This window comes from Methanobrevibacter wolinii SH, assembly GCF_000621965.1.
Taxonomy (GTDB): Archaea; Methanobacteriota; Methanobacteria; order Methanobacteriales; family Methanobacteriaceae; genus Methanarmilla; species Methanarmilla wolinii.
In genome coordinates this window covers 208,092-220,686 of sequence record NZ_KK211376.1, presented here as the reverse complement: position 1 = coordinate 220,686, position 12,595 = coordinate 208,092, and the positions used below count along the sequence as shown (strand labels likewise).

21 protein-coding genes and 1 pseudogene are annotated in these 12,595 nt (G+C 29.8%); 18 read left to right on the top strand and 4 right to left on the bottom strand.

Annotated elements, in window-relative coordinates:
• The first annotated feature begins 22 nt into the window (after positions 1-22).
• Both T523_RS08885 and T523_RS06150 read left to right on the top strand, forming a co-directional pair.
• A complete protein-coding gene (locus tag T523_RS08885) occupies positions 23-808 on the top strand; it encodes a hypothetical protein (protein ID WP_332248288.1) in 786 nt (261 codons plus the stop codon).
• A 39-nt stretch (positions 809-847) separates the two neighbouring features.
• Positions 848-1,117 (top strand): type II toxin-antitoxin system antitoxin SocA domain-containing protein, encoded by a 270-nt coding sequence (locus tag T523_RS06150; RefSeq protein ID WP_042708048.1) that lies wholly within the window; start codon positions 848-850, stop codon positions 1,115-1,117.
• Positions 1,118-1,183: 66 nt separating this feature from the next.
• Here T523_RS06150 and T523_RS06145 read toward each other — a convergent pair whose 3' ends face one another.
• Complete coding sequence (locus T523_RS06145) at positions 1,184-1,579, bottom strand: hypothetical protein (RefSeq protein ID WP_042708047.1); 396 nt, start codon at positions 1,577-1,579, stop codon at positions 1,184-1,186.
• Positions 1,580-2,295: 716 nt separating this feature from the next.
• Positions 2,296-2,493 carry an AbrB/MazE/SpoVT family DNA-binding domain-containing protein gene (locus T523_RS06140; RefSeq protein ID WP_042708046.1) on the bottom strand — a complete coding sequence of 66 codons (198 nt, stop codon included), beginning with the start codon at positions 2,491-2,493 and terminating at the stop codon, positions 2,296-2,298.
• Positions 2,494-2,774: 281 nt separating this feature from the next.
• Between T523_RS06140 and T523_RS09355 the strand changes: the two genes are divergently transcribed.
• The 11 genes from T523_RS09355 to T523_RS06100 all read left to right on the top strand — a co-directional run bounded on the left by T523_RS09355 (position 2,775) and on the right by T523_RS06100 (position 6,612).
• The gene (locus T523_RS09355) at positions 2,775-2,897 is read left to right on the top strand and encodes a hypothetical protein (RefSeq protein ID WP_269593652.1); all 123 of its coding nucleotides are present in this window, start codon (positions 2,775-2,777) and stop codon (positions 2,895-2,897) included.
• Positions 2,887-3,048: a hypothetical protein gene (locus T523_RS09045; RefSeq protein WP_156929607.1), complete on the top strand. Its 162-nt coding sequence runs from the start codon at positions 2,887-2,889 to the stop codon at positions 3,046-3,048. The genes T523_RS09355 and T523_RS09045 overlap by 11 nt, the downstream gene beginning before the upstream one ends.
• 76 nt (positions 3,049-3,124) lie before the next feature.
• Positions 3,125-3,265, top strand: coding sequence for a hypothetical protein (locus tag T523_RS09040; protein ID WP_156929606.1), 141 nt, complete (start codon positions 3,125-3,127; stop codon positions 3,263-3,265).
• The gene (locus T523_RS09035) at positions 3,262-3,411 is read left to right on the top strand and encodes a hypothetical protein (protein ID WP_156929605.1); all 150 of its coding nucleotides are present in this window, start codon (positions 3,262-3,264) and stop codon (positions 3,409-3,411) included. The genes T523_RS09040 and T523_RS09035 overlap by 4 nt, the downstream gene beginning before the upstream one ends.
• Positions 3,392-4,042 (top strand): ERF family protein, encoded by a 651-nt coding sequence (locus T523_RS08775; RefSeq protein WP_084486447.1) that lies wholly within the window; start codon positions 3,392-3,394, stop codon positions 4,040-4,042. Before T523_RS09035 ends, T523_RS08775 begins: the two co-directional genes overlap by 20 nt.
• A complete protein-coding gene (locus T523_RS06120; RefSeq protein ID WP_042708043.1) occupies positions 4,039-4,356 on the top strand; it encodes an SWIM zinc finger family protein in 318 nt (105 codons plus the stop codon). The genes T523_RS08775 and T523_RS06120 overlap by 4 nt, the downstream gene beginning before the upstream one ends.
• Before the next feature lie 12 nt (positions 4,357-4,368).
• Positions 4,369-4,827, top strand: coding sequence for a hypothetical protein (locus T523_RS06115; protein ID WP_042708042.1), 459 nt, complete (start codon positions 4,369-4,371; stop codon positions 4,825-4,827).
• A gap of 357 nt (positions 4,828-5,184) precedes the next feature.
• The gene (locus T523_RS06110) at positions 5,185-5,379 is read left to right on the top strand and encodes a hypothetical protein (RefSeq protein ID WP_042708041.1); all 195 of its coding nucleotides are present in this window, start codon (positions 5,185-5,187) and stop codon (positions 5,377-5,379) included.
• A gap of 20 nt (positions 5,380-5,399) precedes the next feature.
• Entirely contained in the window at positions 5,400-5,570 is a 171-nt protein-coding gene (locus T523_RS09030; protein ID WP_198016036.1) for a hypothetical protein, read from the top strand.
• 335 nt (positions 5,571-5,905) lie between these two features.
• On the top strand, positions 5,906-6,376 hold the full coding sequence (locus T523_RS06105) for a hypothetical protein (RefSeq protein ID WP_042708040.1): 471 nt from the start codon (positions 5,906-5,908) through the stop codon (positions 6,374-6,376).
• Between the two features lie 23 nt (positions 6,377-6,399).
• Positions 6,400-6,612, top strand: a complete 213-nt coding sequence (locus T523_RS06100; protein WP_042708039.1) for a hypothetical protein — start codon at positions 6,400-6,402, stop codon at positions 6,610-6,612.
• Positions 6,613-6,956: 344 nt separating this feature from the next.
• Here T523_RS06100 and T523_RS06090 read toward each other — a convergent pair whose 3' ends face one another.
• Entirely contained in the window at positions 6,957-7,481 is a 525-nt protein-coding gene (locus T523_RS06090) for a hypothetical protein (RefSeq protein WP_042708038.1), read from the bottom strand.
• Between the two features lie 73 nt (positions 7,482-7,554).
• Positions 7,555-8,409, bottom strand: coding sequence for a hypothetical protein (locus T523_RS09025; protein WP_156929603.1), 855 nt, complete (start codon positions 8,407-8,409; stop codon positions 7,555-7,557).
• Positions 8,410-9,496: 1,087 nt separating this feature from the next.
• Here T523_RS09025 and T523_RS06080 point away from each other — a divergent pair.
• The 5 genes and pseudogenes from T523_RS06080 to T523_RS09395 form a co-directional block, all read left to right on the top strand.
• Positions 9,497-9,769, top strand: coding sequence for a hypothetical protein (locus tag T523_RS06080; protein WP_042708035.1), 273 nt, complete (start codon positions 9,497-9,499; stop codon positions 9,767-9,769).
• A gap of 578 nt (positions 9,770-10,347) precedes the next feature.
• The gene (locus T523_RS06070; RefSeq protein ID WP_042708033.1) at positions 10,348-10,572 is read left to right on the top strand and encodes a hypothetical protein; all 225 of its coding nucleotides are present in this window, start codon (positions 10,348-10,350) and stop codon (positions 10,570-10,572) included.
• Between the two features lie 4 nt (positions 10,573-10,576).
• Complete coding sequence (locus T523_RS06065) at positions 10,577-10,834, top strand: longin-like domain-containing protein (RefSeq protein ID WP_042708032.1); 258 nt, start codon at positions 10,577-10,579, stop codon at positions 10,832-10,834.
• 214 nt (positions 10,835-11,048) lie between these two features.
• Positions 11,049-11,528 (top strand): hypothetical protein, encoded by a 480-nt coding sequence (locus T523_RS06060; protein ID WP_156929602.1) that lies wholly within the window; start codon positions 11,049-11,051, stop codon positions 11,526-11,528.
• 209 nt (positions 11,529-11,737) lie between these two features.
• Positions 11,738-12,544, top strand: a pseudogene (locus T523_RS09395) (terminase large subunit); the annotation flags it as partial.
• Positions 12,545-12,595 lie beyond the last annotated feature (51 nt).

Here is a 12,595-nt window from a genome sequence, read left to right as displayed (position 1 = left end):
AGGTGTAAGAAGAACTGACCTTGTGAATTTCACAATAAAAGACTTTATGAAGGCAACAAAAGATTATCATAATTATACTGATGTAGATGAATTTATAGATCATGCACCCAGTGGTATGGTTCCTTTTTTTGATTTTTATCCTCAGAAGACTAGGAGGCATAATATTGAGTGTAAAGTATGTTGTACACCAGAATGTTCAAATATGATATTGCTTATGCTTCGTGAAAGAAAGCAGACTATGAAAAAATTATACCCAGAACTTGTAATTTCAGGTGATGATAAGCTATTTTCAACAAAAAGAAAACATTACAAAGAATCAATGAAACCATCAACAATAACAAATGTATTCTATCACAAACAAATCAAATTAATGCAAGAAAGAAGAAGAGTACTTGACTATAAACTTGTTAATAATGAGATTTCAAAAGAATTACATGATTCTTTACTGCATGAAGAACCTAGCTTCAGTCCACATGCATTAAGAAAGTATTTTATTACAAATGTTGCTGAAAATGTGGGGAATCTTCGTGTTTGTGCTTTAATGGAAGGACACCGCCCCCCAATGGGCTTAGACCGTAATTATGTTAAGATTTCTGATAAACTTGTAAAAGAAGAATACTTAAAAGTAATACCCGCATTAACATTTAAAGATGTTAAAGTTGATTTCCTTACCAGTAAACGAAAAATAGAATTAGAAGAAAAAATAAAACATCTGGAGAAGGAGAATAAGGAAATCCGTAGGAATATTCATGATGAAGCAAAAAGAGCTATAAATACTGTTTTATCAGAATACTTCCCAGAAAAATAAAGCTAGAAAAAAAGATAACAATTATATGGTGTAGTATTTATGGATGAAAATTTAAAATACAATTCTGAAAAATTTAAAACAATGATTCATTATATTATTAGTCGTTGTGAAAATAAAGATAATTTTGATAATGTAGTATTATACACATTATTATATTTCTCAGATTTTAATTACTATGAATTATATGAAGAACCTATTACTGGGGAAACATATAGTAAAAAAGCGATGGGTCCTGTACCTATCCATTTTCTGGAGGCTATTAATGAATTAATTGATGAAGGGAAAATCTCTGTAAACAGGAAAAGATAATAAAAAAAAGGGGAAAATTTTTATTTATTTTTTTTATAAACCTTTTTTTTAATAATTTATTTTTTTTTAGTCTGTTACATCAGCTATACCATATTCAGCTGTTGTACTTGACTCTTTTGTAACTTTCCCGTTTTTAATTATCTGTATTTTTAATTCACCATCACCACTGTCTCTTTTCTGTGCATTTGCACTTATTAAGTCAGTAGTACTATCACTTACATTTATTGTTTCAGTACCAGATCCTTCTATTGATTTACTGTTTCCAGTACCGTTTGCTAGTGCTCCACTCCATGAACCGTCATAAATTACTTTTACTTGGGTTCCACTTACTGTATTATCATTTGTACCAGTATTAGTACTAGTGGTGGTTGTAGTTGTATTGTTACTAGTTGATGCACCAATTATTCCTAGTATTATGAATATTATGATAATACCTAATACAATTTTTAGTTTTTTATTCATATTATTTACCCCCTAAAAAAATAATATTCAGTTTTTTTAGGTGTTTATTACTTTTGTTTTTAATAATTATTATTTTTTCCGATTTAAATTTTTTACACATATAATATTATTATTATTTTTATTTGAACAGTAAACCACTTTTACAGTCTACTGGTTAAACATGAAAAAATGATTTGCATGTATTTCAAAAATCTGTGTTGAACAAAAACATAACATATACTAGTATATGTTGAACATTAAGCTATTTTAATGTTTAATCAGTGAATAGATAAATATTTATATAGAAAAACAGAAAATAAACAATAAAGAAAAAAAATATTAGTAATGTAATTAATGATTTTCTAGCTATTTTATTATTATTATTATTATTATTAAATTAATAATAATATAATATAATATATAATACACTTGAAATCCAACCATTACAAGTATTTCAACTGAAAAAAATAATCTATATAATACCTGTACATACTTGTACATACAGTATGTACATGTATGTACACACATACCTTTGAAAAAAATTTTAAAAAAATAAGAATTAAAAAAATTAGTTAAAAAATAATCTTAGAGTCAAACGATTAAAAATCAATGCGCCAACAAAAAATTTTTAATCTCCTCTAAGATTTGGTTACAAAAAATAAAAAAAGCATCTCGAAGTGATAACATTTTTTATAGTAACCACTTCTATTTTTAATTTTTATATTATTTAATATTATTTAAAATTTTGAAATGTTTTTATTATTATTTGATTTTTCAACAATAATATACATTTCATCATTTTTTGTTTCAATTTTCCAATTTAATTTTGAACCATGTTCCAAATTTAATGCATTTATTATCTCTTTGGGGATTGTTGTCCTTAAGGATTTGGATCTAGGATTGGTTCGTGTTACATTGGATTCTGTTTGAATCATTATCATAACCTCTATTTATGTTTTTAATTTTATTTATATATTATAATATTAGACTTTATATTATATATAATTATTCTAATAATAATATAATATTAACCTAAATATAGGCAACATTTATATACTATAAAAACAAAAGTATGTACAAGAAAGAATTACAATCGCCAAATCGTAATTCTTCCTAAAAAATTTAAACTCGAAGTGATAGCATGATAAAAGTTAAAAAAGGATTTATCCTTCAAAGGGACGCTTATGTCCTTGAAGAGGATGAAAAAGAATTATTTTTGCAGTTCCAAAAATTCTACGAAGACTACAAATCTGGAGTCTTTGTAGAAAAATCTGCAAAAGAAATGTCAACTGATTTTATACAAACACAATATGCATCTCAAGGTGATTGTGATGTTTAACCCAAAATATGAGTTAGATCCTGACCAATATTTCGAAGAAGTGTATCTTCTTCAAGAGCCTGCTGATGACTTGGACCTTGATTTTGATAGTGAAAATTATGGATATCTTAAGTATATTCAGAGGATGGGGGAAGAACACTATGACCATTAAGAAACTATTAACATCTGATGTTGATTCAGATGTTATAAACCCCGTAATAGAAGCTTTTTTACAAACACAAACCAGTTTGAAGGAGGATTACAGTATTGAAGAATTAGAAAAATTCTTCAATGAACAATACTCCAGAGGAAACCAATCTAACAAAGATTGGTTAGCTATTTGGAACTTCAATAAGGTGATTACTGAGTTTAGAGGTGTTTCATCATGAATTTAAAACAATTAAAAGAAGAGCTTACAAGTAAGCTCTTCAATGATATTGATAATCTGCTTTCTGAGTACAGATTTGCAATGAAAGCAGTAGAAAACCTTGAAAAATCAAACCTTCACAGGAGGGATGATGAATATGACTACTAAATCAATTTATCAAAAAATTGGGGAGGTTCAATATGCATTATTGAATATGGAACTCCCAAAAAGTGGGTATAATAAATTTGGGAAATTTCATTATTTTGAACTTAAAGACATCATGGGACCAATTGTTACTGAATGTTATAAGCAAAAATTACTGCTTACATTCTCTTTTATGGAGGATTATGCAGTGTTGAAGATTAGGGATAATGAGTCTGGTGATTTGTTTGAATCTAATCGGGTTTCAGTACCTGAACTTCATGAATTGAACAAGGGTATGAACATAATGCAGTCATATGGTAGTTATATGACTTACCTCAAAAGATATTTGCTTATGAATACTTTTCTCCTTGTGGAGGATAGTTTTATTGATTCAAATGCTGCTGAAGATAAATATCTTCATGATACTCCTGAAAAGCAGCGGGTTGTAAAGAAACCTGCTGTTAATGATGAGGTTAAACTTGAAAAGCCTGAGGATTATCTTAAGTTTTTTGAGAATAACCTAATAAAACAGGGGTTAAATGTGAATACTATCACTTTGTATAAGATGTGTACTTTGTATGCTAAATCACATAATGATTTTAATCAGAAAGAAGTTCGTGAGTTAATTAAACAGAAATATGGGGGTAAAAAATGAGGTATAATCCCCCAAACAGGATATTTAAAAAAGCTTCTGAAATAAGGGACTTGGATATTCGTCCGGTCTTTGTTAGTGGTGATGAAATTCAACTTGAATTTCATTCATCACAAAACGGTCCTAACCTCGTAACTGTGAATGATTACGGGTTGTGGAATTGTACCTGTGAAAATTACCAGTTTGGGAAAGCGGGTAAGTATGGAGAATATTGCTGTAAACATATTGTTGCAGCTATTATTTTCATTTCAAAGTACAAAGGACAGTTGCAAAGCATGGTTAAAGAAGATAATTCTTCTATACAAACAACATTTTAAGGGTGATTTTTCATGGGAACAAAAAGATTGCCAAAAGAAGAATTTATTGGTGCAAGAGTAACAAGAGCTGATAAAGACTTCTTAAAAAAGCATGGTGTTTCTGGAGGGGAAGCAATCAGCAAATATTGTGAATTAATGAGAAACAAGAAAGAATTCTTGTTTGCAGAGAAAAAATTAATTGAAAATCAATTAGCTATTAAAAAAAAGGAGATTTTTGATATTGAAATGCGGTTAGATGATGTTAAAAGTCAAATTTCTGAATTAAAGCAGAATGAAAATAAATCTATTGAGGATCATTGTATTGAAGCGGTTGCAGAAGTTATTATGGATAAAGGGTTTGCTAAGAATAATGTAGATTATGATATTTTTAATAATGTTCATGTTTTGGATATGGTTTCTAATTATGCTTATAAGTGTGATATGGATTGTGAGGTGTTTAAAAATAAGGTTGTTGAATTTGTTTTACAATAATGTTTAACATTTTTGTGAAGCTATTGTGGGTTGTGTTTAACATTTGATGTTGAAATGTTTAACATTGTTTTGTATAACTTTGTATATTTGTTATACATTGTTTGTTTAACATTATTATTATTATTATTATTATTATTATTATTATTATTATTATTATTATTATTATTATTATTATTATTATTATTATTATTATTAATTTAATAATATAATATATAATATAATACAGTTGAAATCCAACCATTACAAGTATTTCAACTGAAAAAAAATAATCTATATAATAGCTGTATATACTTGTATATACTGTATATACATGTATATACACACATACCTTTGAAAAAAATGTTGTAGGTGGTTATAATGGTTAAAGTTTTGACTAGGAAAGAGTTTGATGATAGGTATGTGTTTTTTGCTTTTGGTAAAAAACAATTAAATGAACAATTAAAAGAGAGAGGGCAGACTGTTGATGATGTGGTTTGTCTTGGTGATGGAATATACTTTGATAAGGAGGGTTGGGAGTATTGTAAGGTTCATCCTTGGAATACTCTTAAATAGCTACATTGGAGTTGATTATTATGAGTGAAGAGTTTAAGAAGAAATGCGATAAATTAACTGAACTTATTGAATCTTGTTGGGATGAAAACAATCCCAACGATGGTTTAACCTTTGATGAACGATTGCAGAAAAGATTGTCTGAGAATCCTGATTTGAAGAAATTTTCAGATGAATATCAAATCTGTGATTAGATTATGTATGTGAATCAGGAGGGGATCATGAAGTACAAACGGGTTCATGGTCCTAGGATTCCTTGTAGTAATTGCAGGTATAATGCAATCAGAATTTCAATAAAGGATAAATTTAAAGTTGATGATTATTGTATCAGATACAATAAATTTATCACTTCTTGCAGTATATTATACCAATGCAAGAATTACAAGGAAAATAGCTATTTCAGACATATTGTATTAGTGATATAAATGGAGTTAATAAAAACAGTATTATGGGTTGTGAGCATTGCAGTGTTATTTGCTGTAATGTGCTTCATAGCAGTAGAACGATAAAATAAATGGAGGGGTTCTGTATGGATTGTGAGCAGCTAGAATATATTCTAGATATAGTGAGTAGTGAAGAGTATATTAAAGTTGATTTCTATGCATATAATGGAATGCCTTTAGGCTGTATAGATAGTACTACTCGTGTTTGGAGTACTGAGAAAGGTTTATTAATTATAGATAATGGGCAATATACTTATTTTATAAATATTGCTGATTTAAGTCATATTATCATTAAAAATAAGAACGAAGAAGTTTATGAAAGTATTAATAAAGTAGAAGAAGAAATTTTATCAGGCAAAAATTGGATTGTATTTGATTGGAGTAGTGTTAATGAAGAAAGAAAAAAACAAAACCTCCCCAAAATCAGCAATCAAGCAATGAAAGACGCATACATTGCTGAATTATTAGAAGATTTGACAGAAGAATACAATCAGATGAAGATGGAGTATCAGTATCTTCACGAAATCTGGAAATTTAAACTAAGAAACAACATTTAAAAAAAAGAAGGAGTTGATTATATATGAATGTATTAAATCAAGAAATTCAGGCACTACAGTATACTATTGTGTTTCATCAGAATTATTTGGAAAGGTTTGAAAATGCAATCATGTATGCTGATTTGACATTGACTGAAAAAAGAGAATATCAAAAACGGATTGAATATCATCAGCAACAAATAAAGAAGGCAGCTGAAGAATTAAATATCCGTTTAAATGAAGCAAAAGACCTATGACAAGCATGGCAAAAACTGTCCAGTTAACCCTTGAAGGCGAAATATACTACAAAAACAAGTGTATATACTGCGGAAAAGGGTTTAACAAGACAGAAAACAAACAACTATACTGTTCTGACTATTGCAGGACTCAGGCAAGAAAAGAACAAAAAGCAGAATACCAACGGAGAAGAAGGAAGCTTATCCGTGATGGTGTGCTTATTGTGCATGATAATGAGAAAGCACCACTAGGTTCAAGTTTTCTTAGTAAACATGCACATAAGGATTTTGTAAGAGAGCGTAATGCTCTTTTGAAGGAAAAAAGGAGATTAGGTTTATAAAAAAAAGAAGTTGAAGGAAAAGACCTAAATAGTCTTTTCATTACTATTTTTTAAAAGATTAATTAGTTTTTCATTGAAGCTATTTCCTTCAATTTCATCAAATCTTTGTTTTGTACTTATAGAAACTCTGAAACTTAATGTTTCAGTCTTATAAGCATATTTATCTATATGATTTTTGTATAAATCACAGATAAATTTGAAAAGATTTTTTTTCCTTTCATGATCATTAAGTGTTTCATCACTTAATAAATCATTATATCTGTTTAAAAGTTTTAGTTCAATTTCGTCTTCACGGAACCAGGTGTCTGTTCCGCATGATAGTCCCATACCGCTAAAGTATAAGGATATCATGTAGCCGAAGCTACATGATTCAAATTGAGTTAAATTCATTTTTTCTATTCCGATGTAAACAGCATATGCGGTCCACCGGTTTGATTCAGAGTCAGATACTCTGAATCCTAGTTCTTTTTTGTTGATGAACTCTTGTAAGAATTCATCAGTTATTTCTTCTTGACTTATTTCTTTGATTTTTGTATTATCAAAAAACATATCTATCACTGTATATTATTTTTTGTAAACAATTATATATAGTTTATTGTTTTAAGGTAAAAAATAAGATTTTCTACCTTAAACAATATTTTTTAATTAACTCTTCAAGCTCAGCAGTGTACTCCACTACGTAACCTATTGCTCCTGCTCCACCAGTTTCAACATTATTCCTGCTCCAATCTGCTCCATCAAAACCATTATTTTTAAGGAGCCAGATTTCATTTTTTTCTTTATTTATGATAAACATCCTACCCCCTCCGTAGATATTCCACTCGTAGGAAGGGTCTTCATATTCAGTTCCTTCAGGTTTAGCTTTTTCGGGGGTTTCTGCTTCCTCAAAAGCTTTCATGATTTTTTCTTTAATTTCTTTTTGTTTTCTTTTTTCTTCTGCTGCTTTTTTCCTTTCTTCTTCAGCTTTTTTCTGACGATATTCTAACCTATTTTCCGGTTTAATCATATTGCTTAATCTTTCTTCTACTTCATAAGGAGCAGTAGTAACCCATCCGGTTATAGATCCTACTGCGTCAAATTCATCATCCTCAGGATTATAATTATTGTACCAGAATAAATCTTTGATTTTTTTCCAGACATCATAATCCACACGGGTGGATAATTTGTAATAGTTTAATCCACTACTCCAGCTTTTTCCGCTGCAGTAAAGGTGGAGGTTTTCTTTTCTTTGTTTTTCCATTTCTTGTTCTTCTTTTTTAAAATCCTCCGGAGTTTTAATTACTTTAATTTCTCTTCCGCAAGAGTTGCATTTAACGATGTTTTCTTTAGGGAAATATTTGAGGGTGAAACCTTTTTCCACAAATATTTCTGTTTTTACTTTTCTTGACATTCCTGCTTTATTTACACATTGTCCACAAATTAATTCTTTTTTAGGGGTTGCAAAAACAATATTATCTTTGTTGACTAACCCATTCATTTTTTTTCCTTTACTATTTATTAATACAATATTTTCCATAATATCACCAGTTGTATATTTTTTGAAGTATCTTTATACTTCCTTGTATACTTATTTATGCAAACAAGTATATAAACTTTTCTATTAAATAGCTATTTTTTTAGTAGTGTATTTGTCCACCTTATATATTGAAGAATAAAACTTTTTTTTATTCTTTATCATATTATCCTTTTTTATTAGAAAGGATAATGAAGTAAAATTTGGTTTAAAATTTAGTGAATATAAAATACCCAAAAAAAGAAGTATCTGGGGGATTGAAGAAAGAAGAATGTTTTCTTCTATTATATTCTCTCTTTTTTTTAATCCTACTGTAAAAAAAGTCTGTTAAAAGAAAGTATTATTGATAGTTAAAAATTAAAGTTTTTATTAAAAAAAGTTAATGAAATAATTTATTAATAAAGTTAAATTAAAAAGATAATTTAATTTAAACCCCCCTAAAAGAGAGAGGATACTGGAGGGGAAAACATTTCATTATTCTTTTACTCTTTCCCCAATACTTCCTTTTTCAAGTATTGAAACCATATTAAACCAAAGTATTTGTTTGTGTAGTTTAGGGAAGTAACACTCCCCACCATGAAAACATTGGATTGTAATTTAGGATATAATTTGACTGTGTATAATGGTTATTTCAGCTATTTAAATAAACACGTTTTAATAAATTCAACATTTTATATCTTATACCTTGATTAGTTAAATTATAAATCTTTTAAATCTTAAATTAAATATATTGGACGAATAAGAAACACGTAAATATTTGTACTGCATTAATAATTCCACACGTTAGACATATTTATAAGTCCGCTTGTATCATATTATCTTGCTATTTAGTTATATTTCACTCTTTGAAATAGAATTCTTATTAAAAAACACAGTCCAAACCTATATTACAACCATGGAGGGGGTGTTGCTTCCCTAAACTACATAAAACATGATATAAATTACTATTTTTTCACAATTACACTTAACTGCTTATTTTTTAATGATTATCGTACTTCTGCAGGTTTAGAAAGAAAAACTTGCAAAACCCATAAAATGGAGGAAAAGGAAAATGAAGCTTAAAGAATACCCCGAAGAAACAATAAAACAAGTACTAGCAGTATATGATGAAATGATACTACAAATACTAGACTACCACTACTTCAATTTTGATGATTATAACAAAGAAGATATACAAGACTGTCTTGAAAAAATACTACTCAACCTTGAATACAAACCAGAAACACAGAATCTGTATATGGATCTGTATGATTCTGAAAGTGTTGATGTATTCAGATTATCCTTTGAAATTCAGAAAAAAATTAACAGGGGAGAAATAGGATAATATTTTCGGTGTTCTATTTGTCCACCTTATAATTTGAGAATATACCAAATTATTCTTTATAAAATCCGTAGGAGGTTATGTTACAATTTTTCTCAAAGCTACAAAAAACTGGAAAAATAAAACAATGCGATGAATGCCACAACACAAACATAATGTATGATTCATCACATGACGAAATCTTCTGCCACGATTGTGGATTAGTACTTTTGCAAAATTATCACAATTATATGAAAAACGAACCAGAAAAAAAGCATAAGAGGAAAAACAGTAACAAAACCCCAAGAAACGGAATAAGATACTTTGAATATTCTCTACAAAGATATATACAATATAAAACCTCCAAGAAAGAAAAAAGAACATGGAAATAAAAAGATAATCCTTGCTCTTCCTGTGGGGGCTGGTAGGTGCAAAACGAAAACCACTATTTTTTATATAATATTAAATCCTACACCCCCACACAGAAAAATGGTATTATTTTTTTTTATTCTTCTTTCTTTTTCTTTCAATTTATAGCTATTTTTTTTAAAACAAAAATTTTTTTTATAATAATATAATCAAGTATGAAGGAGGTGAAAAGTATGGAGATAGATCAAGCAACAATATCAAGCTATGTTATATTAATTCTCACACCTGTTATGGGTTATTTTGCAGTATCATCAGAAACCGCAAACGCAGTCTACGGATTAATAACTGCAGTAATAGTATTATTCCTTGCAGTTTGGAATGAAAAACATAACAGTACACTCCTCACAGGAGAAAAAAACACTGAAAACGAAGATGAAAATGAAGTTGTAGGAGACTAAGAAGATGAAAGAACAACATGACAACTGCATACATGAAAAAGAAATTGCAGAAATAAGACAACAAATCAAAACACTATACACACAAGACGCACGTATAGAAAAAACCCTAGACAAAATAGACTCAACCCAGGAAATGCTCCTACAACAAGTAACAACACTAAACACAACAATATCCACACTCAAATGGGCAGTAGCAATATTCATCACAGCAACCGGTGGAATATTCATCTTCCTAACAACAGAACTAATAAAACTAATCTAATAAAATAAATAGCTAAAACACTTTATTAGCTATTTAATCACCCCTTTTTTTAACGTGGTGTATCTATATGAAAGAATGGGAAAGACAAAAAGGAGAATCAAGCAAAAGCTTTGCATGGTTCAAAGTATACAGAAATCTAGGACCACTACGAACCTTCCCCAAAGTCATTGAATACATTGAAAACCCAGAAATTGTAGAAAACATGGGGAAAAGTGTGGTAGATGACGTAAATATTATACCTACACCTACATTAAGACAACTTGAAAACTTAAGTCGGAAGTGGCATTGGGTTAAACGATGTACTGCATGGGATAATTATCATGATGAACAGGAACAGTTGCAATATAATGAAGCCTACCGTCAAACTAAGGATAGGTTGATTGATATGGGTAATGATATTCTTGATGTTACTGAAAATATCTTAGATGAACTTAATGATGATGAGCGTAGTCAAGCTACAAGTAAAGCACATGCAGTAAAAAGTCTTAGTGATAGCTTTGAAAAGACTACTAAGACAATAAGACTGTTATATAATAAGTCTACTGAAATCAAGGACGGTAAAACTGAAGTTAATGCTGAAGTTGAAGCAAAACTTGATAATAATGTTGAACTAGAAACTTCACAGAACATTATTTTAGATCCTGATTATGTTGAGTTGTCTAAGGAGTTGTTGAATAGGTATTCTGAAAATTGAACAATCTTATAATATTGTGTTTTCGGTGTTGAACATGGCAAAATAAATCCTATGGGTTTTTTGAAATCATGGTTTATTTTGTTTAATGTTATCTTATTTTTTATGAACAAAATAGCTATTTCACATAATAATTTTAATATAATCTTATTTTTTTATTATATGGGGGGATATTTTTGAATCAACTACCACTCAACCCAGGAATCTTTGCAATGAAAGCAAGCGAAGGAGCATGGAAACCATACCCCCACCTCAACCTCGTAATAGAACTACTACTTTATGTAATTCAAGGAAGAGTATCACGTACAATGATATTCATGCCTCCAAGACACGGTAAATCAGAATTAATCAGCTACTACTTCTTAACTTGGCTATTTGGATATTTTCCAGATACTCGTGTAATTCTTACTACTCACAGTGCACGTTTTAGTCGTAAGTGGGGTCGTCGTGTAAGAAACCTACTCAAAGCAGTAGGAAAAGACATATTCCCTGAACCCATAGAACTTGCAGAAGACAGCCAGGCTGCTGGTCAATGGGATATAAAAAACCATAAAGGCGGACTAGTAACAGCAGGAGTAGGAGGAAGTATTCTTGGTGAAGGTGCTAATGGATTCATAATAGATGACCCAACCAAAGGATTTAAGAAGGCAGCTTCCAAGACCCACCAACAAGAGCTTAATGATTGGTGGTATACTGAAGCTAAAACAAGGCTTGATGCAGATTTGAATAATGGTCGTAAGCCGTGGGTTGTAGGTATATGGCAAAGACTGAATGTTAATGACCTTGCTGGACAAATACTGAAAGAAGAACCACAAATACCATTCACTACAGCTATAGAGTTACTAAGGAATGGTGGTAGTATACCTTATGGTACATGGGTTATACTGAACTTGCCTGCTATTGCTGAGGCAGAAGACCCTCTTGGAAGAAAACCAGGTGAACCTTTATGGCAGGAAAAAATCCCCATAAAAGAACTAGAAGCAATCCGGAAAGAGATGGGGAGCTTCCGTTTCGAAGCACTATACCAAGGAGTACCAAGAAATCCTGAGGGGGATATTTTTCATCGTTCA

Bases quoted from the DNA above. Each gene is read 5' to 3' on its own strand.
- T523_RS06150 (WP_042708048.1), top strand. From the start codon at position 848: ATGGATGAAAATTTAAAATACAATTCTGAAAAATTTAAAACAATGATT.
- T523_RS06145 (WP_042708047.1), bottom strand. From the start codon at position 1,579: ATGAATAAAAAACTAAAAATTGTATTAGGTATTATCATAATATTCATA.
- T523_RS06140 (WP_042708046.1), bottom strand. From the start codon at position 2,493: ATGATTCAAACAGAATCCAATGTAACACGAACCAATCCTAGATCCAAA.
- T523_RS09035 (WP_156929605.1), top strand. From the start codon at position 3,262: ATGAATTTAAAACAATTAAAAGAAGAGCTTACAAGTAAGCTCTTCAAT.
- T523_RS08775 (WP_084486447.1), top strand. From the start codon at position 3,392: ATGATGAATATGACTACTAAATCAATTTATCAAAAAATTGGGGAGGTT.
- T523_RS06120 (WP_042708043.1), top strand. From the start codon at position 4,039: ATGAGGTATAATCCCCCAAACAGGATATTTAAAAAAGCTTCTGAAATA.
- T523_RS06115 (WP_042708042.1), top strand. From the start codon at position 4,369: ATGGGAACAAAAAGATTGCCAAAAGAAGAATTTATTGGTGCAAGAGTA.
- T523_RS06110 (WP_042708041.1), top strand. From the start codon at position 5,185: ATGGTTAAAGTTTTGACTAGGAAAGAGTTTGATGATAGGTATGTGTTT.
- T523_RS09030 (WP_198016036.1), top strand. From the start codon at position 5,400: ATGAGTGAAGAGTTTAAGAAGAAATGCGATAAATTAACTGAACTTATT.
- T523_RS06105 (WP_042708040.1), top strand. From the start codon at position 5,906: ATGGATTGTGAGCAGCTAGAATATATTCTAGATATAGTGAGTAGTGAA.
- T523_RS06100 (WP_042708039.1), top strand. From the start codon at position 6,400: ATGAATGTATTAAATCAAGAAATTCAGGCACTACAGTATACTATTGTG.
- T523_RS06090 (WP_042708038.1), bottom strand. From the start codon at position 7,481: ATGTTTTTTGATAATACAAAAATCAAAGAAATAAGTCAAGAAGAAATA.
- T523_RS09025 (WP_156929603.1), bottom strand. From the start codon at position 8,409: ATGAATGGGTTAGTCAACAAAGATAATATTGTTTTTGCAACCCCTAAA.
- T523_RS06080 (WP_042708035.1), top strand. From the start codon at position 9,497: ATGAAGCTTAAAGAATACCCCGAAGAAACAATAAAACAAGTACTAGCA.
- T523_RS06070 (WP_042708033.1), top strand. From the start codon at position 10,348: ATGGAGATAGATCAAGCAACAATATCAAGCTATGTTATATTAATTCTC.
- T523_RS06065 (WP_042708032.1), top strand. From the start codon at position 10,577: ATGAAAGAACAACATGACAACTGCATACATGAAAAAGAAATTGCAGAA.